The organism is Chitinophaga niabensis (assembly GCF_900129465.1).
GTDB lineage: Bacteria > Bacteroidota > Bacteroidia > Chitinophagales > Chitinophagaceae > Chitinophaga > Chitinophaga niabensis.
Genome location: NZ_FSRA01000001.1, coordinates 2,090,815 through 2,113,556 on the forward strand (window position 1 = coordinate 2,090,815; position 22,742 = coordinate 2,113,556).

Consider the following 22,742-nt stretch of genomic DNA (forward strand, 5'->3'; position numbering starts at 1 on the left):
TATATCTCAAACGCTAGTATGAGCTGGTTTAAGCGAGTTAAACAAGGAATTTCCACCACTACCAGTGAAAAGAAGGACGCACCGGAAGGTTTGTGGCATAAATGTCCTAACTGTAAGAAAACATCCACTATGCAAGACCTGAAAGAGCATTTGTACGTATGCGACAAGTGTAACTTTCACAACCGTATCAATTCACCTGAGTATTTCGAGATCATTTTTGATAATAACACCCTGGAAGAACTATTCAGCAACATCTATCCCAAAGACCAGCTGGGCTTCAGTGACCTGAAACCTTATGATGAAAGGTTGAAAGATGCACAGAAGAAGTCAGGGCTTTCTGATGCCATGCGCGTAGGCACCGGCCTCGTAAATGGTCATGGCCTGGTGGTAGCCTGTATGGATTTTAACTTCATCGGGGGCTCTATGGGCTCCGTGGTAGGGGAAAAGATCGCCCGCAGCATCGATTATTGCATTGCCAATAAGCTGCCGCTGATGATCATCTCCAAATCCGGCGGTGCCCGGATGATGGAAAGTGCCTTCTCCCTCATGCAAATGGCCAAAACGTCCGCCAAGCTCACACAGCTGGCTGCCGCACACCTCCCTTACATTTCGTTAATGACAGACCCCACCACCGGCGGTGTAACAGCTTCTTATGCCATGCTGGGGGATATCAATACAGCCGAGCCAGGCGCCCTTATCGGTTTTGCCGGCCCGCGTATCATCAAAGAAACTATTAAAAAAGACCTTCCCGAAGGTTTCCAGAGCGCTGAGTTCCTGCTGGAACACGGATTCCTTGATTTTATCCAGGATCGTAAAGAACTGAAGAACAAATTGAGTACGCTGCTGCAGCTTTTTAAGAATTAAGAATTTGTTCCGTCCCGCCGGTCCTTATAGTCCGGCTGGGCTGAACACCCCGCAACATGGCAGAATTAAAGAACAGATCGGCTTATTTTGAATTTGCGATAGAAGATAAATATATCGCCGGCATGGTATTAACCGGTACGGAAATAAAATCCATCCGGGAAGGCAGAGTGAGCTTTAACGATAGTTTCTGCTATTTCTCTAAAGGAGAGCTGTTTGTGAAAAGCATGCACATCGCCGAATATTCTCACGGATCATACACCAATCACGACCCCGTCCGTGAACGTAAGTTATTGTTACAGCGAAAGGAACTGAAAAAGATCGAGAAGAGAATGCAGGAACGCGGGTACACCGTTGTTCCCCTCCGTATCTTCCTTACAGAGAAAGGCCTTGCCAAAATGGAAATAGGCCTTGGTAAGGGTAAAAAACTGCATGATAAAAGAGACTCCATAAAATCACGTGAAGTAGACCGGGAATTACGTCGCAATTTTAAAATATAGGCGCTATTGTTAAAACAATGATAATTCCCTGCGTGTTATTCCTCTTTGAAATTCAATCCGGAAATCTGGCCCATCATTTGCCTGCTTCTGATTGTAAATAACAGCTATATGAATACCTATCTCCGCTACCTGCCTATTTTCCTCGCTGTGATCCTTTTTTCCTGTAAATCCGGTGAAAAACTCTTTAACAAAGGCCGTTATGGCGATGCCGTGGAAGCTTTCGTGAAAAAGCTCCAGCGCCGTCCTTCAGACGCCACTTCCCTGCAATTACTGCCACAGGCTTATGCCGCCGCCATGGAATTCCATGAAGGCCGCGCCAAACAAGCCATTGCTTCTAATAATGATCTTAAATGGGAAGCCGTTCGCAATGAATATAATTCCATGCAACGCCTCTATAATGTGATCCGTTCCTCTCCGGCTGCCAGCGTCATCGTAAAACCAAAGGATTACTCCACCGCCCTGGCCAGTGCATTGAATAATGCCGCCGAAGCCCGTTACGAAAGAGCGGTGCAATTACTGGAAATGGGCGATAAACAAAGTGCCCGCGAGGCCTATGACGAATTCACCGCTTCCCTGCAGCTCAGTGCCAATTACAAGAACGCCGCACAACTGAGGGACCAGGCTTACCAGATGGGCCTCATACATGTAGTGATCAGTGAAATAGCCATCAGCTCCTCTTATTTCCAATTCACTGCAGACCAGTTCCGCGATGCCGTGGTACGCCAGCTGGAACAACGCCGTATCAATAACTTTGTGAAGTTCTATGATGAACGTTACGTACGTAATCAAAAAGATTTTCAGCCGGACCAATACCTGGAAATGCGCTTTAATGATTTTGTAGTAGGCCAGACCTATGTAGATCGCTATCAACGCGAAGTATCCAAAGTGATCAGCGTACCCAGCAATCAAAAAGATTCTACCGGTAAAGTGATCAATGTGGACATCACCGTAAAAGCCACACTCTTCATTACCCGCAAAACCTTAGCCTCCAGTGGTTTCCTTGATTACCGCATTACAGATGTTACCAATAATAAATTATTGCGGCAGGACAGGCTGCCCGGTTCCTACACCTGGCAAAACCAGTTCGGTACCTTCCGTGGAGATGAACGTGCGCTTAGCAATGAAGATAAACGCCTGATAGGTGGCCGCGATGTTCCTCCTCCACCGCCACAGGACCTTTTCGCAGAACTCACCCGCCCTATTTACGACAGGCTGGCCAGCGACCTGCAGAGTTTTTACAGCCGTTATTAACCATTCTCTTTTTCGGATGTTATAACCTAAAACCTCCTAACATGAAGAAAATCCTCTCGGCAGCAGCCTTTATACTAATGGTCGGTTGCGCATCCTCCCAAAAGAGCAACGGCTCCGCTGAAAAAGATCTGTACAGATCATGGCGGGTAACCGGGTTTGATACCACTGGTGCCAACCACGCCCCTACCATTACATTTGACCAGGCACAGAACAGGGTTTCCGGCAACGGGAGCTGTAACAGGTATTCCGGCGGATTTACTTTAACCGCGCCGGATAAGATTGCCTTCTCTCCTATGGCAGCCACTAAAATGGCCTGCCCCGGTTTGAATGTAGAGGGTAAATATTTTGAATTACTGAATAAAGCAAATAAATGGAGCATTAAAGATGGGGTGCTTACCCTGAGCCAGGATGGTAATGCTTTACTAACGTTTGTGGCAGAATGATATTGAAAAGGCGGATCAAATGATCCGCCCTTTTTATTTATACAAGTTCAAGATGAATAAATTCCTTCCCCAGGTCTTTAATACCCGTAAGTATCCTGTTCACCTGCTTTTCTGAGGGTACTTTGATGCGGTTAGCATATTGGGATAACAGCGATTGGCTGATCCCTATCCGCTCTGCTAAAGCGGATGCGTTGATCACTTTATAGTACTCAAAGAACTGCGCCAGATCGAGGCGGATAATTACATCTTTTTCTGTTACTGCTTTTAAACCTTTGTACTCCGTCCAGGTGTTCATGGCATCGAGAACATTTTTTCTTAATTCGCCCATGTTTCTGCCGGTTGTAAAAACAGGATAACGATCTTCTGCAGCAAATGCAGAATAACCTGTGCGCGTTTTTTCAACAATAAATACAATCTTTTTCATAAAGGATTTTTACAGCGGGCCATTACCTTAAGCCCATTTGTTTTAAAATTTCTTGTTCAATTCCCTTTGCAATTTCAGCGGGGCCGTGATCGGCAAAGATGATTTCAACTCCGGGTTTTTCAGGGTTGATCAGGATCATATGGCTTCCCTTTCCTTTACGCGATACTACCCAGCCTGCCCTGCTGAGCAGCCTCCTTAATTCTGAACATTTCATACGAGGTTAACAATTTAAAGGTACTAAATTTATTACGTTTAACAAACAATACAAGTAATTATTTTATTACTTCAGCTTAAGATGATAAAAGGGCCGCCCTAGACAAAGCAGCCCATCATTTTGTTCACTTAAAACCAATGTAAATTAAAGCGGTATCGCCTGGTGATGTTGCCACAACCTGGAGTAGATCGCGTTATTCTGCAACAACTGGCTATGCGTTCCTTCTTCTGCCATCACACCTTCCTGCAGCACTACAATTTTATCTGCATTCATCACCGTACTTAAACGGTGTGCTATTACAATGATCGTTTTCCCTTCATCCCGCAACTGCTGCATCACATCCTGCACATATTGATCGGAAACGGAGTCCAGGGAAGAAGTAGCTTCATCCAGGATCAGTATTTCCGGGTTCCTGTACAATGCGCGGGCAATAGCTACCCGCTGACGCTGGCCTCCGGAGAGGTTTACACCATGTTCTCCCAGCATGGTATTAAAACCATCCGGTAGTTTTTCAATGAACTGGATGATCCCCAGCTGCGTGGAGATCTGCAAAACGCGTTGCATATCCGGCTCCACTTCTCCCACGGCAATATTCTCCATTACGGTCCCGGCAAAGAGGTCTATCTGCTGTGGCACCACGCTTACACGTTTGCGCAAACTGTCTGTATCTATATAACGGATATCCATTTTGCCGATAAGGATACTTCCTTCCTGCAAAGGATACAGGTTCTGCATCAGGGCCATGAGCGTAGATTTCCCGGACCCGCTCTCTCCCACTATCGCCGTTATCTTTCCTTTCGCTATCTGCATATTAAAGTTCCGGAACACCTGCACACGCGTGCCATACCGGAAGGATACATTCTGGAATGCCACATCTCCTACCAGCTCCGGCGTGAGTGTTACTTTATTCCCTGTTTCTTCCTGCTCCAGGTCCATGATCTCAAACAAACGGTCTGCAGCTATCAGGGCATCCTGCATACTTCTGTTGGCACCGATCAGGCTCATAGCCGGCCCTGTGAAGTAACCGATCAATGCATAAAAGCTGAGTAGCTCCCCGGGGCTCAGCTGCCTGTCCATCACAAAATAAGAACCTGCCCATAAAAGGATCACCACAAATGCACTGGTAATAAAACCGCCGGCATTCCCGATATAGAGATTGGTAACAGAAGAAGAAAAGATTGTTTTCAGGAGTTTCACAAAACGGTTCTCCGTTTTCATATTCGCATAATCCTCCAGCCCGAAACGTTTGATGGTAGAAACGGAGTTCAGGGACTCCACCAGCTGGCCGCCCAGTTCCGCATTCTCTTCCATCAGCTTCCGCTGCATCTTTCTGTTCACCTGGTTGCTGATCCAATAGATAATGCCATATACCGGAAGAATGGCCAGCATAATGATGGCGAGCTTCCAGTAATAGGTGAACATCAGGCAGAAAGAAAAGATCACAATGAAAACGTTCACCACCAGGCCAATGGCTATATCGTTAATGAATACACGTATTTTAACGGCATCACTGATCCGGGAGGTGATCTCCCCCACCCGCATGGTATCAAAGAACTGCTGCGGCAGGCGGAGCAGGTGTTTATAATAACCGAGGATCAGCCGCGCATCTATCTGCTGGCCTGTTTTTAAAGCGAACACACTTTTCAGCTGCCCGATGAACAATTGCAGCACCAGGATCAGGATCATGATGATGCCCAGGAGGTTTAGCAGGTTCTTATTACCTTCTACCAGTACATTGTCCACTATCTTCTGTACATAGATGGAAGTGGATAAACCAAGGATGGTGTATACAATAGCACCGAAAAGGGCCTGCAGCACTACAGTCCTGTGCGGTTTCAGCAGGTACCAGAAACGTTGCAGGTGTGAGATCTTTTCATTGCCTGCCCTGAAATCTTCGCTGGGCATAAGGAGAATAAGCACATTCGTCCAGATGGCTTTGAATGCCTCATGGGTTAATTTGTGGAACAACCCGTCTGCCGGGTCCATCACCACCACATGTGTTTTAGTGACCTTATAGATCACTACAAAGTGATGTAACCGTTCTTTGATCACCACATGTGCAATAGCAGGTTTGGGGATATTGAAGAGCGCTTCCCATGGGCCTTTCACACCTTTGGCTTCAAAGCCCAGTTTAGTGGCAGCTTCAATGATGCCTAATACATTGGTACCTTTATTATCCGTAGCGGCTAACTGGCGGATGCGGGCAACAGGTAACTGCAACTGGTAGAATGCCGCAATGGAAGCAAGGCATGCGGCACCGCAATCGCTGATATCGCGCTGGCGGACACGGGAACTATTTTTTAGTCGTATAGAGGACATGGTTTATTTTTTTCCGATACTATTCGGATTCATCCAATCATCGGTTTTATCATAGAGGAGCTGAAACAAACTGCGTTGTGTAAGAATGAAGCGGGCCTGCAGCGTCATTCCTTTTTTCAGTTTACCTTTTACACCGCTGGCGGTACGCACTTCGGTATTGGCAAACTCACATCTCACTTTAAATACAGGCTGATTGTCCACGAGTGTGAAATCATTATCTACAGATTGCACGGTACCTTCCACCACCCCCCATTCATTATAATTAAAGGCATCTACTTGGAACTTCACGGGCATGCCTGCTTTGAGGTACCCGATATCTTTGGGGGAAACAAGGCATTCTGCCACCAGGTTGGAATCGGGAGAAATGGTGCCCATCAGCTCACCTACCTGTACATATCCGCCGGCATACCTTCCGCTGAACTGTTGCAGCGTACCGCTCACCGGGGCTTTGATCAGGTTCCATTCCTTCTGTTTTTCCAGTTGCGCTGCATCTGCCTGCAGACGGCTGCTTTCTGATCTGTAGCGGCTTAGCTCTTCCTGCCAGGCACTGCGTTGCTGCTGTACGGAAGATCGGTACATCGCCACACTTTTATCATATTCATATTGTTTATCGCGCAGTTCTTTTTCTGCGATCACTTTATCTGCGAAGAGTTTTTTGTACATATCCAGGTCGCTTTGCAGCTTGCGCATCGTGGCCTGCTGTTCATTCAGCGTGGACATAAACCGGGAGTATTGCTGCTGGTAAAGTGCAGACTGTAATCCGCCACCACCGCCACCGGAGGCCAGGCGCGACAGGTCATTCACATAAGATTCCCGTTGTTTGAGCTCAAAGGAGTTTTGCAGGAGTTTGCTGTTGCTGATATCTTCCTGCAGGCGCAGGATCAGCTGACCTTTTTGAACATGCTGCCCTTCTGATACCATCACTTCTTCTATAGTACCGGCAATAAGGCTGCGTAGTTCGTTTTTTTCTGTGATCGGGCGTACAATGCCGCCGGACTTCACGGAAACATCCACTTTAATGAAAGGTAAGGCAAGGATGCTGACCAGCACTGCCAATAGAACCGTTGTATAGATCAACTGCGTTCTTACCTGCACACGGGGCAACCACGTGAAGGTAGAATGCTCGATGACCTCCACTGGAAAGAGTTGAGGCATGCAACAAATTTCAATAATGAAAAATGATGCTTAGCGGTTCAAATAGGTGAAATCTTGCTTAGAGATTGAATAGCAATTTACAAATATTTATTGAAACTTTTATGCTCCCTGTTCATATCCCACGTCCACGAGCAAACCTCCGCCATCCGCAGCAGCGGTGGCCAGTTCATCGCAACGGTTGTTTTCCGGGTTGGTGGCATGGCCTTTTACCCATTGGAATTTCACCTTTTGTCTTTTGAATGCAGGAATAAAACGTTCCCAGAGATCACGGTTCTTTTTGTCTTTGAAGCCGGTTTTCACCCAGCTCCATAACCAGCCTTTTTCAACGGAGTTCACCACGTATTGGCTGTCAGTATAAATAACAACGGAGAGCCCGTCTTTTGTAAGCGTTTCCAGTGCAACGATCACGGCCAGCAGCTCCATGCGGTTATTGGTGGTCATCCTGTACCCCTGCGATAATTCCTTCCTCACCTTTCCCCAAATGAGCACAATACCATAACCGCCTCTGCCTGGATTTCCACGGGCGGCGCCATCTGTATATATAATAAGTTGCTGAGTCGTCAAATCCTTGGTTTTCGTTTTAAGGGAGCAAATGTAATACTTCTCCCTTACACCTGTATCACCCCTGTGCGGAACGTTTCGGCAACAGGTGCATGGTTACAGGCTTTCAGGCATTCTGCCACAATCTTCCTGGTGTTCACCGGTTCAATGATCTCATCCACCCACAACCTTGCGGCTGCATAGTAAGGAGTGGTTTGTGCATTATACCTGTCTGTAATATCCTTCAGTAATTTCTCTTCTGCTTCAGGTGTGATCACTTCTCCTTTTGCTTTGAGGGATGCTACCTGGATCTGCAATAATGTTTTGGCTGCCTGCTCTCCTCCCATCACCGCTATTTTTGCATTCGGCCATGCAAAGATGAAACGTGGGTCGTAAGCTTTTCCGCACATCGCGTAATTGCCTGCGCCATAAGAATTACCTATGATCACGGTGATCTTGGGCACTACGGAATTAGCCACGGCATTCACCAGCTTTGCACCATCTTTAATAATGCCGGCATGTTCACTTCTGCTGCCCACCATAAAGCCCGTTACATCCTGCAAAAAGAGCAGGGGTATTTTCTTTTGGTTACAGTTCATGATAAAACGCGCCGCTTTATCTGCGCTGTCGTTATAGATCACACCGCCCATCTGCATCTCTCCTTTTTTGCTCTTCACTATCTTACGCTGGTTAGCCACAATGCCCACTGCCCAGCCTTCTATACGGGCATATCCGCAGAGGATGGTCTTGCCATAATCTTCTTTGTATTCATCAAACACAGAGCCGTCCACCAGACGTTTGATCACTTCATGTACATCATAGGACTTTGAGCTGTCTACCGGAATGATACCATATAATTCATCCGCAGATTTCAGCGGGGCAACAGGGGCGATATGATCAAATCCTGCATCCGCAGGTTTTCCCAACCGGGAAACAATTTGTTTGATCCTGTCCAGGCACGCCGCTTCTGTTTTGAACTTATAATCTGCAATACCGGAGATCTCTGTATGTGTAACGGCGCCACCTAATGTTTCCGCATCCACATCTTCCCCGATGGCAGCTTTAACGAGGTAAGGCCCTGCCAGGAAAATGGAGCCGTTGCCTTCCACCATCAGCACTTCATCACTCATAATAGGAAGATAGGCACCACCGGCTACACAGCTTCCCATTACCGCAGCGATCTGTGTAATGCCCATGGCACTCATTTTAGCATTGTTCCGGAAGATCCTTCCGAAGTGTTCTTTATCCGGGAATATTTCGTCCTGCAGGGGAAGGTATACACCGGCGCTATCTACCAGGTAAATAACCGGCAGGTGGTTTTCCATGGCAATTTCCTGCAGGCGGAGGTTCTTTTTACCGGTGAGCGGGAACCAGGCCCCGGCCTTCACCGTCATATCGTTGGCGATGATCATGCACTGCCGGCCGCTTACATAACCTAATCCGGCTACCGTACCTCCGGCAGGGCATCCTCCATGCTCGGAATACATATCATAAGCCGTAAATGCACCAATTTCTGTAAAGGGGGTATTCTTGTCAGTCAGGTAACCGATGCGCTCGCGAACGGTCATTTTACCACGCTGGCGAAGTTTCTCTATACTTTTCTTTCCGCCGCCCTGTTCAATCACCGATAAACGTTGTTTCATGGTGCTGACCAGCCTGCGCATATGGTCTTCATTCTTATTAAATTCCAATTGCTGTTCCTCCATAAAGTGGTAGATATTTGATTAAAAATAAGGGAAATGGAGGAAATGGCCTGCTAATTGTGAAAAGGAGATTGGAATCATATCATTGGAAGAATCTATAACTTTACAGCATGTCCACACTTATCGTATTATCAGAATCTTTGCAGCATATTTACCACGGTCAGCCATGGCTGGAGGTAACCGTTATGGAGCATTTGCAGGAAACAGATGCGGTACAGGCATCTAAACGGATAGGCAACTCCCACAACATCTGGGAGCTGGTGAACCACCTGATCTGGTGGAACAAGAACGTGATCCGCAAACTATATGGAGAAGCGCCCGACCAGGACGGCGACCTGCCTGATTTCTATTTCCCTGAAAATCACGGGGAAAATAACTGGCAGGCTACCTTAAACCGCCTGGAACATTCCATTACCGAAATGGTGGAAACCGTCAGGAACTTCCCGGAGGAAAAGCTATTCACGCCGGTACCCAATACCCAGCACAATGCCTATTACTATATACAGGGCGTATTGCAGCACGTGCCCTATCACCTGGGGCAGATCGTACTGCTAAGGAAATATGCTTAAAATGATAAAACGCCGCTGATCAGCGGCGTTTCTTTTTTACATAGGAGATGGTTAAAAAGTACTATTGGTGGTTCAGTATTCAATATATAGTTTTATTTTCATATTGTAATCCAAATTAACCGCCAAATTATCTTGCCATGCATCGAATTTATTCAATTGACGTTTTGCGGGGGCTTATTATGATCATTATGGCGTTAGACCATGTACGGGATTTCTTTCACGTATCTGCGATGACGAGTGATCCCTTAGACCTGCAAACAACAAACCCCGCCCTCTACTTTACCAGATGGATCACCCATTTCTGTGCCCCGCTTTTTGTTTTCCTCTCCGGTTTATCCGTTCACCTTATGAATGGCAGGAAAAGTAAAGCTGCCATCAGTAAATACTTATTTACGCGTGGCCTCTGGCTCATCCTGATAGAGGTCACCGTAGTATCCTTTGGCCTCACTTTCAACCCTTTGATGAACCTGGCCATCCTGCAGGTGATCTGGGCCATCGGTGTTAGCTTCCTGGCTTTATCCCTATTGGTGTTCCTGCCCTGGCAGGCTGTACTGGGCATAGGTTTGCTGATCACCCTCAGCCATAACCTGCTGGATACCGCAAACCATAGTGTGTTCATGGAGTTTGCACACAATACCCGTTATACCTATTACCAGGTACTTCCCGGTCATGGTGTGATCGTATTCTATCCTTTCCTTCCATGGATAGGCATTCTGCTGATGGGTTACGGATTGGGCAGGATCTTCCGGCAGAATATACCTGTTGCCAGGCGTCGCAGGATCCTGCTCACTGCAGGTTCAACGATGGTGGTACTCTTCTTTGTACTCAGAGGCATTAATGTATATGGCGATCCCCGTACCTGGGCTTCCCAGGCAACGGCGCTGAAAACGTTCTATTCCTTCATGAACGTCACCAAATATCCCCCATCCCTGATGTACTCACTGATCACAATAGGGATAGGACTCATAGCCCTGGCCGCTTTAGAACATGCCCGCGGAAGATTCGCAGATATTGCGAAAGTATATGGCAGTGTTCCTTTCTTCTACTACATCCTGCATTTTTATATCATTCACACGTTGTGTGTGATCGTATTTTTTGCATCAGGATATGGTACAGATCAGATCGTGAACATGCAGGTGCCGTTTTTATTCCGGCCGCCGGAATTCGGTTTTCCTTTATGGGTAGTATATATTATCTGGATAGCTGTGGTAGCTGTTTTGTACCGGCCCTGCAAATGGTTCTCGCAATATAAGCGAACCCATAAGCAATGGTGGTTGAGTTATCTTTAACGCAGCTTTAGTTCATATCTTTCTTCATACAGGTCGTGCCCCCAGATGCGCTGTGGTGTGGAAGCGGTTTTAACGAAACCGGCTTTCGTATACATGCTGCCTGCTGTAGTTTGCTGATGTGTGGTGAGCAGGTAAACAGACCTGAAATTTTGTTGCCTGCAAAAAGCCATGGCTTCGCCCATGAGCTTTTTGCCCAGGCCTATGCCTCTGAATTCAGGCCGGAGCAGGAACCAGCGTAATTGCGCCACTCCTCTCCCTTTCCCGATGATCGCTATCATCCCTATCAGCTCCCCGTAGCAGTATGCCAGCCAAACCCTGTCCCTTGCAGGATCATAGGTTTGCATAAATTCATACAGCGTTTGGGTAACATAGGTTTCAAATGCCAGGTCGTATTGATACTCCTGTGCATACAGGATACCATGTAAACGGATCATATCCCCGATATCGCCCGGCTGCAGGCCATGGCGTATAACAACATCTTCCAGCGCAGGTGTACTGTCCGGCGCTTTCAGGAGATTACGCAGGATATTCATGGAGTTGGCTATCTTTTCCCGCTCTGCAGGGCGCAGGTCTTTCAGCATTTCCCGGATCTGCCCGTTAGAGCGCTCGTTCATACCCGCCATCAGCTTTTTACCCCGGGCCGTTAACTGCAAATAATAAGAGCGGCCATCTTCCGGCAAAGGATGTTTGAGGATCAATCCTTTCTTCTCAAAGTTGCGCAGGATCCTGCTGAGATAACCTGCATCTATCTGCAAAGCCTCCCGGATACCGGTAGCCGTGGTCTGCCCGTTAAAATCTATTTCGTAAAGCACCCTGATGTCCGTTAAGGAATAGTCCGTATCAAAGAAGTGCTGCTGCAACAATCCCAGTTGTTTGGTGTAATACCGGTTGAACTGGCGGATGTTAGAAATAAGCTGGTCCATACTGCAAATATAATAATTAGTTGTTTTTGTCAACTAATTTATTTGACAAAGGCAACTATTTATATGCGTATTAATACCTATCATAAACCGTATTAATTCCCTGTTCTTAAAAGCGCCTTAAGCGTTACTTGCATCAGAATCACCCCAAATTCAATTTCTATGAAACAAATTATTTGCATAACGGCCGTGATGCTCATGCTCTTTGCAGTAGCCTGCATACGGAAAACCGGGCAATCCACTTCCTTTACCGTTTCTACAGACATTTCATCCCCCGGAGAAGTTGTACTCCTTCAGTTTGCTGATACCGCGGAGGTAGATACCAGCGGTATGGAAGTGAGCTTCGGAAAAGAGGCAGCCCTCATTACCGGATTGGGCCGGCAGGGAGACCTTGCTGTACTGGTACCGGATGCCCCTGCAGGAAAAGTACAACTGCAGGTGAAGCGGAAAGATAAAATACTGGGCGAATCGGCCTTCACTATCCAGGATAACTCCGCTAAGTCCATCGCCTTCAGCATGCAGGGAAAAGAATTTAAAGTGCTGGCCAGCAAAGGCACCAATAATGCCGTAGAACAATACCAGGGCACAGAAGGCCGCATGCTGGCATTTGATGTACTGGATGCAAAGGGCCAGCTGGTAATGACCGGCACGGTAGCACATCCCGGCGCCATGGAAGTATTTGTGGAACCCAAAGTGATCCACCGGGAATCCATGCATGAGCACATGCCTTCCTTCTTTTCCATTACCATCCCCAATGCAAAAGGAAAGCTCACGATCAAATTCTATGAGCCAGACAGTAACCTGAGCATTACTTCCGGTAATTTCAGCAGCGCACGCACATTAATTTCCGAAGTAACCTTTAATAACTAAACCCCTAAATCTCTTTCATCATGAAAACACTTGTTAAAGGATTATGCGTGTTATTGATCTTAATATCCGTTCGTGTAAGCGGTGCTATCAATATACAAAGGAACGGGTCCCTCAATTATACACCCATACTTAACAACGGTCCTGTTTCCGTGAAGTACGACATCGTATTTGTAGGTGATGGATTCACTGCCGCACAGCAGGCTGCTTTTAATACGGCAGTGGACCAAGCTGTTCAGGCCCTGCGCAATCTTCAACCCTATGGCAGCAGAATGTGTGCCTTTAATATCTGGCGCGTGAATGTGGTATCTGCTGAATCCGGCGTAGACCATCCTGCGGATGGGGTTTTCGTTAACACGGAGCTGGATTGCCGGTATGGCAACCCTGCGGCCATGGAAGCGGAAAGATGCGTCACCAGCAGCTCTCCGGCTAAATGTTATGAAGCAGGCAACTTTGCTCCTGCAGCTGATGCCGTATTTGTATTAGTAAATGATACGCAATGGGGCGGTTGTGCCGGAGGCCTTGTTTTCTCTTCCATAGCCGCAGGTTTTGCCGGTATCATCACGCATGAATTAGGGCATAAAGTAGGCGGGCTTGCAGATGAATACGATTGTTATATGTGCGATGGTTCAGATGATAACCGAACTTACCAGGCAGCCTGGGGAGAACCTGCTGCCAAAAACCTCACCATCAATACAAACCGTGCCACTATCAAATGGGGTTCTTTCATTAACGCCACCACTCCCCTGCCTACCACTTCCAACGTACCTGCCGGTGTGGTAGGGTTATGGGAAGGCGGCGGATACTATCGTTTTGGTATCTACCGCTCACAGTTCAATTGCCAGATGCGCGACCTCAATGAGTTCTGCGCAGCCTGCAACCAGGAAATGAATATCATCCTTTCCGGGAAATGCACCGCCTGTGAAATTGATCCTGCAGGATTGCTCTGTGCCTTCCTCAAAAACCTGGACCGCTTCAAATGGATCAACTGGCGCTGCAGGTTCCGCTGGCCTATTCCGGGCTGCCCCTTCTGCCCGCCTGATTTCAGCAGGGATGATATTATCCGTGTTGTACTGGAAGGCATTGATCCCCGCGAATTCAATATATCGGTGATAGACGCTACCGGTAAAGTAGTGACCATGGGCCAGGGTTCGGAAAAAGGCGTGGAACTTTCCTTTAGCCGCAAATCAGGCAGCAAGGCTAACTACTTCGTGGAAGTAAGCGCTAAAAGTGAAGCCAGCCAGGGTAAAGTATCCACCATCAAAACCAACCTGTTCATCAATAACAAAGAGGTGGCGATGTACTAAATAAATTTTTTCCTTTCCAATAGTTAGAAGCATAATTCCTGAATGCCCGAAGGCCCGGATCTACCGGGCCTTCTCTTTCTTCAGCTCTACATAGAAATTATCTTTATCCACTTTAAAGGTCTTCTCTTTCAGGTATTTGGTGGTGATGGATTTCCAGTCGTTTTCAGGATAGAGGAATACATACATCTCATTATCCAGCATCACCTTCACCGGCATTTTAAATCCGGGTACGGTGTTGTTCCATTTATAATGCAATTCCCTGCCTTCCATGTAATACGCCAGTTCGGGTACTTTTATGGTCCTTAAGTATTGTTGAAAAAAAGCAGTGAGGTCCATGTTCGCCTTTTTACTGATATAGGCTTCTATCTCCTGCGTGGTTACCGTTTTACAGGCATAATCCTTCTGAATACCGCGCAGTATATCAAAGAAAAGCGTATCGTTGTTCAGCACACTCCGCAGGGTATGGATCACCCGGCAACCTTTGGAATACACATCATACAGGTTGTAAAAAACATGGTTCACATCATACTCTCCGATCATGGGCTCTTTATTATCTGCTTTTTCCCGTTCCAGTGCTTTTAATGCGGCCTCATATCCATACTTATATTCCACCATCATTTTCTCCGCATAGGTGGCAAACCCTTCATGCAACCAGAAATCCGCGAAGTCTTTCATGGAAACATTATTTCCCCACCATTCATGCGCCACTTCATGCCACATCAATCTCATCATTTCCGTGGTATCCCCGTAAAAGCCACCCAGCGCTACAGCACTCTGGTGTTCCATGGCGTGTATGGTTTCTATCAGTTTAAAACCATCCCGTGGAAATGGATAGGGGCCAAAATGTTTCTCGAATTGCTCCAGCATGGGCTTCACTTTGGCAGAGAGCCAGCGCGCCCTTTCCAGGTGAATGGGCAGGCAATAGTAGTCCAGCGTAAGATCACCATAGGTATCAGAGAAATGCGCATAGTCCCCGATATTGAAGGTTACGTTATAATTATTAATAGGATAGCTCACGAACCATTCCGTTAATGTTCTGTTGCCGGGCAGGTTGACCTTATTCCGTAATCTTCCGTTAGAGATATTCTGTACATCATCCGGTACGATCACACTGATCAGTGTACTGTCCGATTCATCGGAGAGATGATCTTTATTCGGCCACCAGAGGCTGGCGCCGGAGCCTTGCATGACTACCTGCGCAAAAGTTTTTCCGCTTGTATCCTTACGCCAGAGTACACCGCCATTCATACCTACAGTCATGTCCGGCTCCTGTGGCTGGCCATGATAATATACCCTGAATTCTTCTTTGCTACCCTTTGGGATAAGCGCAGGGAACTGTACAAATACCGCATCAAACTCCCGGGTATAGGTTAAGAGCTGTCCTTTATAGATGATGCTGTCGATGGGCATGTTCTCATAGAGGTCTACCTGTAGTTCCCGGAAAGGGTTTACCGTATTGAAGCGTATCAGGGTATTACCCTGAAGGGTGTGCGTGGCAGGAAACACTTCTACGGTGAGGTGATAATAGGTAACATCGTAACAGGCCCTCAGCGGGCTCAGTTTGCCTCTTAAAGTATCTGCCCGGGTAAAACCGTTCTTCCGGTTAGGGACCCTTTTGGCTTTCGGAAAATTTGGCATATCCCATACTTTCAGGCAATCGTAATCCCCTCCTCCCTGATGAACGATCATTTTACTTTTGGTAAACTCCACGATCGCTTCCGGTTTCACCACGTCGATCCGGTATTTATTTCCGCCAAGGGGGAACATGGTCAGGAAATTCTTCCCATTCTCTGAAAAGCGAAGGGAATCATTTTCTTCCTTTACGGCAAAAATGCGGATGGGGTTGATGTTAAATTGGTAGGTGCCAACAAAGCTGCTTTGTTGGGCTTTTGCATATTGCGCCAGCAATAAAAAGAGGATCATCGTCCGAATAATCATATGGTTCCGGTTTAGAAGCAAACCAATGAAAAAGGCCGCCCCTGGCCTATTCAATTCCGGATTTGAATAGTATTTTGCATGAAATCGCGGGGTGTTTGACCCGTTACGGCCTTAAATGCCCGTTGAAAAGTTGGCTGGGAATTGAAACCGCAATCGTAGGCAATACCGGTAATGGTCATCTTCCGGTTCGCCGGGTCCAGGATCATTTGTTTGACCGCTTCCACCCGCCAGGTGTTCACGTATTCCGAAAACCCTTTTTGCAATCCCTGGTTCAACACGGCAGATAATGTTTTGGAATGTACGCCGATATGTGCTGCCAGGCTGGCAGTGGTTAACTCTGGGTCTAAGTATAATTTATCTTTTTCCATGGCCTGCTGCAGGGCCTTTATACAGCTCTCCACTTCTTCTGAAGAGAGGTTATCAAAATAGGACTGGGTTTTCTTCTGCTGAGTGATATAAATAACCCGGGTGCGATGGTAACTGGTATATCCTATCCAGTAAATAAAGACTACCAGGGCTATTTCTATTACATAATACTTTTCTGCACCTATATTCATAAAGAAAGGAAGCCCCACCGTGCAGATCCAAAGTAAAGCAAACACTCCCATCACCGCCAGCAGGAGTTTCAGCCAGCGGGTGACCGTCTTTTCCTCTTCCGGCATCCTGGTCAGTAAACGGTATTCCCGGAGGGCCATCAGGTAAAAGACGGTGAAAACGATCACGCTCAGGGGCTCCAGGATGGTGCCATACCATGCATCGAGTAAAAATGGATCAAGAATGGCCTGCTTGCCATTCACATGCAGGATCCAGATCACTAATAAAGAGGCCCGGATCGTAAAAGCTGCCCACACGAACATATAATACCGCCAGGCATTCCGTACGGGAACAGTTGTACGAAAAGAACGTACATACAGGTAAAAGGATGGCCCTAATCCAAAGATCAATACAAAAGGGAACAGGTTAAAGAGGTACATGAACTGGAAAAGTTCCGAACTCCAGTTCAGTGTTTCAAAACCGTTATAGCTCAATATGAGGATGAAGAAAGCAAGCGAACGCTTCTGCAGTTTATTATCATTTGGTGAAAAATAAAGGTATAACCCGAAGAACAGGGCCTGCAGCGCTCCCAATAACACGATCAGCGAAAAAACATCCAGTTTCATACCACTTAAAGATATAAATTTGAAAGAATACTTTATCTATGAAACAGATCATCCTTATTCTCACAACACTCGTTACTTCTTCCTTTATACCCGCGAAGGATAATTATAAACTGGTATGGGCGGACGAATTCAATAAAGATGGCGCTCCCGATCCTGCAAAATGGGATTATGAATACGGTTTTGTACGGAACCAGGAACCGCAATGGTACCAGCCGGAAAATGCCAGCTGCAAAGATGGCTTCCTGGTCATTGAAGCAAAAAAGGAAAGAAAGAAGAACACTAACTACGATTCCACCAGCAAATATTGGCAGCGCAACCGGGAATATGCGGAATATACCTCCGCCTGCCTGATCACAAAAGGGAAATTCGATTTCAAATATGGTAAGGTGACCATGCGGGCAAAAATAGATATCCGTAAAGGCATGTGGCCCGCCTTCTGGATGCTGGGCAACAAAAAAGGCTCCACCCGCTGGCCTGCCTGCGGTGAAGTGGACATTATGGAATATTACCGTGGCAACCTGCTGGCCAATGCCTGCTGGGAAGGAGAAAATTCATCCGCCTGGGACGAAGCAAAATGGCCTGTGGCAGATATGGGCGGTGCAGCCTGGGCAGAAAAGTTCCATGAATGGCAGCTGATATGGGATGAGCAAAAAATGGTGATCTCTGTAGACGGTAAAGAACTGAACCAGGTGGATATGAGTAAAACCATCAACGTACACCGGGGAGATAATCCCTTTAAGGAGAATTTCTTTTTATTGCTCAACTTCGCATTAGGACAGTCAGGTGAAGAAATCCCTGCAGAAAACATTCCGGCGAAGTTCATTGTTGATTACGTTAGAGTTTACCAGTAAAAAGATAAAGCATATGAAAAAAGCGATCCTGCATGTATTATCAGGCCGGGAGAAAAAGATCACCGAAGAAGAAACAGTGATACAGCCGCTTCCGCATAAAGATTTCAGATTTGCCAATCCCTTCATAGTGATCCATCACATTGGCCCGGAAGAGATAAAAGCCGGATCGGAGTTGCGCATTCACCCCCATCCGCATCGTGGGTTCTCCCCTGTTACCTTTGCCATCCAGGGAGAAGGGTATCACATGGATAACGCCGGTCATTCCGGCACCATCTCCGCAGGTGGCATTCAATGGATGTTTGCAGGAAAAGGATTACTGCACAGCGAAGGGCCCACCAAAGCGATCTTGGAAAAAGGCGGCACGCAGGAATGGATCCAGATCTGGGTGAATGTACCGAAAGCCAATAAGTGGGATGATCCCTATTACCAATCTGCCGCAAAAGATCAGCTGCCCGTAGTGTTGGAACAGGAAGGCGTACAATTAAGACTGGCCAGCGGGGAATATGAAGGAAAGAAAAGCCCCATGAAAAGCTTCACGCCTGTTATTGCCATCATCGGTACCATTCAGAAGGGCAAAACGGTGAAGATCGATGCTACGCCGGGTTACCAGGCATTATTATATGTTTCAAAAGGCAGTATCTCTGCTAATGATAAAGAATCCATTCCCTTCCACAACCTGATCGTTTTTGAAAAAGAAAATGATGAGATCGTTATCACGGCGCTGGAAGATGCAGGTATCCTGTTCCTCTCCGCAGAACCGATCGATGAGCCGGTTGCCGCTAAGGATAATTTTGTGATGAATACGGCGGAAGAAGTAGAACAGGCCATCTCCGATTACAAAAATGGCCTGTTCGGAACACTGCAATATTAATTAATATCTTTCCCTTCTTTCAACTTCGCAATGTGCTGTTGCAGCTGCTTTTTGGCGTCAGCGCCAGGAGCTGCTGCCAGTGCCTGCGTAGCAAATTTGAGGGCATTTTTATAATCCCCTGCACCGGAATAACCACGTGTTAAACCCATCAGTGTAGTGTATTCACCAGGATGCTGATCATAGTTCATCTTAAAGATCTCCAGCGCTTCCTTACTCTTTTTCTGTGCCAGTAATTGACGGCCATATTGGTGTATGTCATTCATTCCGCCGAATGGAAGCGCCTTCTTCATAATTTCAGCAGCTTTTGCCTCCTGCCCCAGTTTGGAAAGTATTTGTGCCTTGGTACTCCAGGCAGTAAAACTTTTATCACCTCCGAAATTGGGGCCAGTGGCGGTATCCGTCCACAGCAGTGCTTCATTCAGGTTGGTGTTATGTTCTAAACAGTACTGTGCCGCATGGCTCCAGCTCTCCCACATAAAACCTTTTTCAGAACGTAACTCTTTGCGGATAGAAGCCAGTTGTTCTTCCACTGCATTTACTTCCACTTTGAAAGGGATCATCAGCTTTTCCCATTCCAGGCCAATAGTGGCGGAGTTATCTGTTTCATTCATAAATTCATACTTCAGCCACTCCACACTCTTATCCAATGCTACCGGTTTCACTTTTACACGCAGGGCATCTTCCTTATCGTCATAAAAATAATGTCCCCAGGAGCTGGAGTTTTTAGAAAAGATAAGCGTAGACTCCTCTGGGCCATAAGCAATAAAAAAGCCGTACTTCCCTTTTGCCAGGGGCTGCCCCTCGATCTTTACATCGCTGCTGAATTCAATGGTTGTGTTTTCATTCGCGCCGGCACGCCAGGGAGCAGATTTGCTGCTGCCGAAACCAGGGTTCTCAAAACCAACATGAACAAGCTGCCCCCAGACCTTACCCTCCCGGCCTTTTACACCGGGCCTGTCATAATTGATGGTTACTTCTGTGAGGCCGATCCGCTCTGACACAGCGGCTTTTTTGTTGCCCCCCTGGTGAGGAATGTTTAATAAAGATTGTGCAAATAAGGATGTTACGCACCACGTTAGGCAAATGGTGAAGGTGAACGTTTTCATAAGCAATAAGATTTTGTACCTGTAATCTAAACTGCCTGAATGAGCATTTCGGCTAAAATGTGATCAGGGTTAGCATTTCAGGATGAAAGGAATGCAAAATTTGTCCTATATTTCGCCATATTAAGGAAATTATGAACATACAATTGTTTGAAAAACTTTCAGGAGAAGGCCTCGTTTCCCCTGGATCACTCCAAAAAGTAAAAGCCGCGGAAGGCAAAAGGCTCTTTTCCCTGCATTGGGAATTAAAGACCATCCTCTACCTCGGTGTATTGCTCCTCAGCGGCGGGCTGGGCATCCTCATTTACAAGAACATAGACACGATCGGGCACCAGGCTATTTTGTTTGCCATTGCCGCACTTTGCCTGGGATGTTTTTATTATGCCCAGAAGCATAAACCACATTTCTCCTGGAACAAGGTGCTTTCTCCCAACAGTCTTTTCGATTACAGTGTACTACTGGGCTGTTTGCTCTTTGTGACCTTCATCTCCTACATGCAGGCGCAATACAATGTTTTCGGCACGCGTTATGGCCTGGCCGCTTTTTTCCCGATGGTGCTGTTATCCTTCAGTGCTTATTACTTTGATCACATCGGTGTGCTTAGTTTGGCCATCACGAACTTTGCGGCATGGCTGGGTGTTTCCATTACACCCTATCATATCTTCTCACAAAATGATTTCAGCAGCGACCGGCTGATCTATACCGGGTTGTTTTTAGGGGTGTTCCTTATTGCAGCGGGACTGTTCAGTACGAAAAAGAATATCAAGCAACATTTTGCTTTCACGTATCACAACTTCGGCACAAATATTTTATTCATCTCCCTGATCTCCGCAATGGTAGTGTTTGAACGCATGTACCTGCTCTGGTTCTTACTACTCGCCGGAGTTGCCTATGCTATTTATACCATGGCATTAAAGAACCGTTCCTTCTACTTTTTACTGATCACTATCCTCTATGCATATGTGGGGCTAACCTATGTAGTATTACGTTCCCTGTTCATCCAGGACCTGGATACCATTACGCTGGCACTGTTCTATCTCGTGGGCTCCGGCGTTGGTTTAGTTGTGCTCCTTGTTCACCTCAACAAAAAAGTAAAACAGCATGATAGCCTATAAAAGATTGGACCTCGAAAACAGCTGGATCCAGCAGGATGCAAAAGAGGCCTGTTTAAAAGAATGTATTACGAAGGAAGAGAACCAGCAAATAAAAGCGCAATATCCTACAGGATTATATACGCCTAATATCTTTATCCGCATCGGGCTATTCCTGGCTACAGCCGTGATAGGTATTTTCTCATTCGGCTTGCTGCTGCTGTTTATGGCCAGTGCATTGAACGAAGAAACCTTTGGCGGCATCGCGATCTTTTTTGCATTGGTTGCTTATGGCTGCCTGGAACTCATTGTAAAAGAGAAAAAACATTTTGGGGCTGGTGTGGATGAAGCTTTAATGTGGATGACGGGCGCGTTGGTGATCACCGCTTTCATCCTGCTTGGCAAATGGGATGTTGACCAGCCTGTATATTACATGGTTGTGCTTTTACTGGCCGGTTACTTCGCCCTGCGTTTCCTGGACAGCCTCATGGCCGTGGTATCTTTTATCGGCCTGCTGGGCACTTTGTTCTGCATCACCCTGCAACTCGGCAGTATCGCCAAAATGATCATGCCTTTTGTGGTGATGACCGCTTCACTGCTGGTATATCTCGCAGCATCCCGCTTATCCGGGAAAGCTGGCAACCGCCCCTATTTTAACTGTCTCAACTTAGTGTCCATTGCCTCCCTGCTCACCTTATACATCGGCGGGAATTACTTTGTAGTAAGAGAAGCGGGCAATGAAATGTTCGGTATGCACCTGGCGCCGGAAGACAGTATTCCGGGTGGCTGGCTTTTCTGGACCTTTACCGTTATCATTCCCCTGATCTATATCTTCCTGGGCATCCGTAAAAAAGATGCCATCCTGCTCCGCACAGGGCTTGTACTGGTAGGCGCCATTGTATTCACCATCCGTTACTATCACAGCGTTATGCCCATTGAAGGAGCCATGACCCTCGGTGGCATTCTGATGATCGTACTGGCCTATGGGGTGATCCGGTACCTGAAAGAGCCGAAGCATGGCTTCAGCTCCGAGGGAGAAGAAACTTCCGGGGAAGGCGCTATACAGCTGGAATCCCTGGTGATCGCCCAAACCATGAGCACTACTCCCCAACCGGACGAAAGCTTTAAATTTGGGGGCGGAACAGGTGGCGGCGGAGGGGCTTCTGACAGTTATTGATGTCCCATCCTTCTACCATCCTTCTGTCATCCTTCAGCCAAACTTGCTCAAACCCTTGCTGGCACACAGCACTGCACAACAATGGCAGGAGGTTGACTGAAGGATTACACAAGGATCAGGTAAAGATCAACCTGTTTTTGCACAATTTTGTACCCTTTTTACCCCTATCCATCAGTTTTATAATAGACA

The 22,742-nt window shown here is 46.9% G+C and carries 22 protein-coding genes; 12 read left to right on the forward strand and 10 right to left on the reverse strand.

Annotated elements, in window-relative coordinates; translation table 11 throughout:
- Positions 1-18: 18 nt before the first annotated feature.
- The 4 genes from accD (at position 19) to BUR42_RS08090 (ending at position 3,055) form a co-directional block, all read left to right on the forward strand.
- Positions 19-864 carry an acetyl-CoA carboxylase, carboxyltransferase subunit beta gene (gene accD / locus BUR42_RS08075; RefSeq protein ID WP_074238741.1) on the forward strand — a complete coding sequence of 282 codons (846 nt, stop codon included), beginning with the start codon at positions 19-21 and terminating at the stop codon, positions 862-864.
- Positions 865-920: 56 nt separating this feature from the next.
- Positions 921-1,361, forward strand: coding sequence for an SsrA-binding protein SmpB (smpB, locus tag BUR42_RS08080; protein ID WP_074238742.1), 441 nt, complete (start codon positions 921-923; stop codon positions 1,359-1,361).
- 108 nt (positions 1,362-1,469) lie between these two features.
- Positions 1,470-2,612, forward strand: coding sequence for a hypothetical protein (locus BUR42_RS08085; protein WP_143197382.1), 1,143 nt, complete (start codon positions 1,470-1,472; stop codon positions 2,610-2,612).
- Positions 2,613-2,653: 41 nt separating this feature from the next.
- A complete protein-coding gene (locus BUR42_RS08090) occupies positions 2,654-3,055 on the forward strand; it encodes an META domain-containing protein (RefSeq protein ID WP_074238744.1) in 402 nt (133 codons plus the stop codon).
- Between the two features lie 37 nt (positions 3,056-3,092).
- On the opposite strand, the gene BUR42_RS29545 is transcribed toward BUR42_RS08090, so the two are convergent.
- The 6 genes from BUR42_RS29545 to BUR42_RS08120 form a co-directional block, all read right to left on the reverse strand.
- Entirely contained in the window at positions 3,093-3,479 is a 387-nt protein-coding gene (locus BUR42_RS29545) for a helix-turn-helix domain-containing protein (RefSeq protein ID WP_143197383.1), read from the reverse strand.
- Positions 3,480-3,501: 22 nt separating this feature from the next.
- Complete coding sequence (locus BUR42_RS08100) at positions 3,502-3,693, reverse strand: type II toxin-antitoxin system HicA family toxin (RefSeq protein WP_074238745.1); 192 nt, start codon at positions 3,691-3,693, stop codon at positions 3,502-3,504.
- A gap of 144 nt (positions 3,694-3,837) precedes the next feature.
- A complete protein-coding gene (locus BUR42_RS08105; protein WP_074238746.1) occupies positions 3,838-6,012 on the reverse strand; it encodes a peptidase domain-containing ABC transporter in 2,175 nt (724 codons plus the stop codon).
- 3 nt (positions 6,013-6,015) lie between these two features.
- A complete protein-coding gene (locus BUR42_RS08110) occupies positions 6,016-7,167 on the reverse strand; it encodes an HlyD family secretion protein (RefSeq protein ID WP_074238747.1) in 1,152 nt (383 codons plus the stop codon).
- 99 nt (positions 7,168-7,266) lie between these two features.
- Complete coding sequence (gene rnhA, locus BUR42_RS08115) at positions 7,267-7,731, reverse strand: ribonuclease HI (RefSeq protein ID WP_074238748.1); 465 nt, start codon at positions 7,729-7,731, stop codon at positions 7,267-7,269.
- A gap of 44 nt (positions 7,732-7,775) precedes the next feature.
- Positions 7,776-9,413 (reverse strand): acyl-CoA carboxylase subunit beta, encoded by a 1,638-nt coding sequence (locus BUR42_RS08120; protein WP_074238749.1) that lies wholly within the window; start codon positions 9,411-9,413, stop codon positions 7,776-7,778.
- Between the two features lie 107 nt (positions 9,414-9,520).
- Here BUR42_RS08120 and BUR42_RS08125 point away from each other — a divergent pair, with 107 nt between their 5' ends.
- Together BUR42_RS08125 and BUR42_RS08130 are read left to right on the forward strand one after the other, a co-directional pair.
- Positions 9,521-9,979 carry a DinB family protein gene (locus BUR42_RS08125; protein ID WP_074238750.1) on the forward strand — a complete coding sequence of 153 codons (459 nt, stop codon included), beginning with the start codon at positions 9,521-9,523 and terminating at the stop codon, positions 9,977-9,979.
- Between the two features lie 137 nt (positions 9,980-10,116).
- A complete protein-coding gene (locus BUR42_RS08130) occupies positions 10,117-11,268 on the forward strand; it encodes an acetyltransferase domain-containing protein (RefSeq protein ID WP_074238751.1) in 1,152 nt (383 codons plus the stop codon).
- Here the strand turns inward: BUR42_RS08130 and BUR42_RS08135 are convergent.
- Positions 11,265-12,191 (reverse strand): bifunctional helix-turn-helix transcriptional regulator/GNAT family N-acetyltransferase, encoded by a 927-nt coding sequence (locus BUR42_RS08135; RefSeq protein ID WP_074238752.1) that lies wholly within the window; start codon positions 12,189-12,191, stop codon positions 11,265-11,267. The genes BUR42_RS08130 and BUR42_RS08135 overlap by 4 nt on opposite strands.
- Positions 12,192-12,350: 159 nt before the next feature.
- Here BUR42_RS08135 and BUR42_RS08140 point away from each other — a divergent pair, with 159 nt between their 5' ends.
- Both BUR42_RS08140 and BUR42_RS08145 read left to right on the forward strand, forming a co-directional pair.
- The gene (locus BUR42_RS08140; protein ID WP_143197384.1) at positions 12,351-13,058 is read left to right on the forward strand and encodes a hypothetical protein; all 708 of its coding nucleotides are present in this window, start codon (positions 12,351-12,353) and stop codon (positions 13,056-13,058) included.
- Positions 13,059-13,078: 20 nt separating this feature from the next.
- A complete protein-coding gene (locus tag BUR42_RS08145; RefSeq protein ID WP_074238754.1) occupies positions 13,079-14,362 on the forward strand; it encodes a M64 family metallopeptidase in 1,284 nt (427 codons plus the stop codon).
- A 60-nt stretch (positions 14,363-14,422) separates the two neighbouring features.
- On the opposite strand, the gene BUR42_RS08150 is transcribed toward BUR42_RS08145, so the two are convergent.
- Positions 14,423-16,300: a M1 family metallopeptidase gene (locus BUR42_RS08150; protein WP_084185456.1), complete on the reverse strand. Its 1,878-nt coding sequence runs from the start codon at positions 16,298-16,300 to the stop codon at positions 14,423-14,425.
- Between the two features lie 50 nt (positions 16,301-16,350).
- Positions 16,351-17,460 carry a helix-turn-helix domain-containing protein gene (locus BUR42_RS08155; protein WP_074238755.1) on the reverse strand — a complete coding sequence of 370 codons (1,110 nt, stop codon included), beginning with the start codon at positions 17,458-17,460 and terminating at the stop codon, positions 16,351-16,353.
- Positions 17,461-17,498: 38 nt separating this feature from the next.
- Here BUR42_RS08155 and BUR42_RS08160 point away from each other — a divergent pair, with 38 nt between their 5' ends.
- Both BUR42_RS08160 and BUR42_RS08165 read left to right on the forward strand, forming a co-directional pair.
- Positions 17,499-18,311 (forward strand): glycoside hydrolase family 16 protein, encoded by an 813-nt coding sequence (locus tag BUR42_RS08160; protein WP_074238756.1) that lies wholly within the window; start codon positions 17,499-17,501, stop codon positions 18,309-18,311.
- 13 nt (positions 18,312-18,324) lie between these two features.
- Positions 18,325-19,182 carry a pirin family protein gene (locus BUR42_RS08165; protein ID WP_074238757.1) on the forward strand — a complete coding sequence of 286 codons (858 nt, stop codon included), beginning with the start codon at positions 18,325-18,327 and terminating at the stop codon, positions 19,180-19,182.
- Here the strand turns inward: BUR42_RS08165 and BUR42_RS08170 are convergent.
- On the reverse strand, positions 19,179-20,288 hold the full coding sequence (locus BUR42_RS08170) for a DUF2911 domain-containing protein (RefSeq protein ID WP_074238758.1): 1,110 nt from the start codon (positions 20,286-20,288) through the stop codon (positions 19,179-19,181). The two genes, BUR42_RS08165 and BUR42_RS08170, sit on opposite strands and share 4 nt — an antisense overlap.
- 131 nt (positions 20,289-20,419) lie before the next feature.
- Here BUR42_RS08170 and BUR42_RS08175 point away from each other — a divergent pair, with 131 nt between their 5' ends.
- Together BUR42_RS08175 and BUR42_RS08180 are read left to right on the forward strand one after the other, a co-directional pair.
- Positions 20,420-21,400 carry a DUF2157 domain-containing protein gene (locus BUR42_RS08175; protein WP_074238759.1) on the forward strand — a complete coding sequence of 327 codons (981 nt, stop codon included), beginning with the start codon at positions 20,420-20,422 and terminating at the stop codon, positions 21,398-21,400.
- The gene (locus tag BUR42_RS08180; protein ID WP_074238760.1) at positions 21,387-22,553 is read left to right on the forward strand and encodes a hypothetical protein; all 1,167 of its coding nucleotides are present in this window, start codon (positions 21,387-21,389) and stop codon (positions 22,551-22,553) included. Before BUR42_RS08175 ends, BUR42_RS08180 begins: the two co-directional genes overlap by 14 nt.
- The last annotated feature ends 189 nt before the right edge of the window (positions 22,554-22,742 follow it).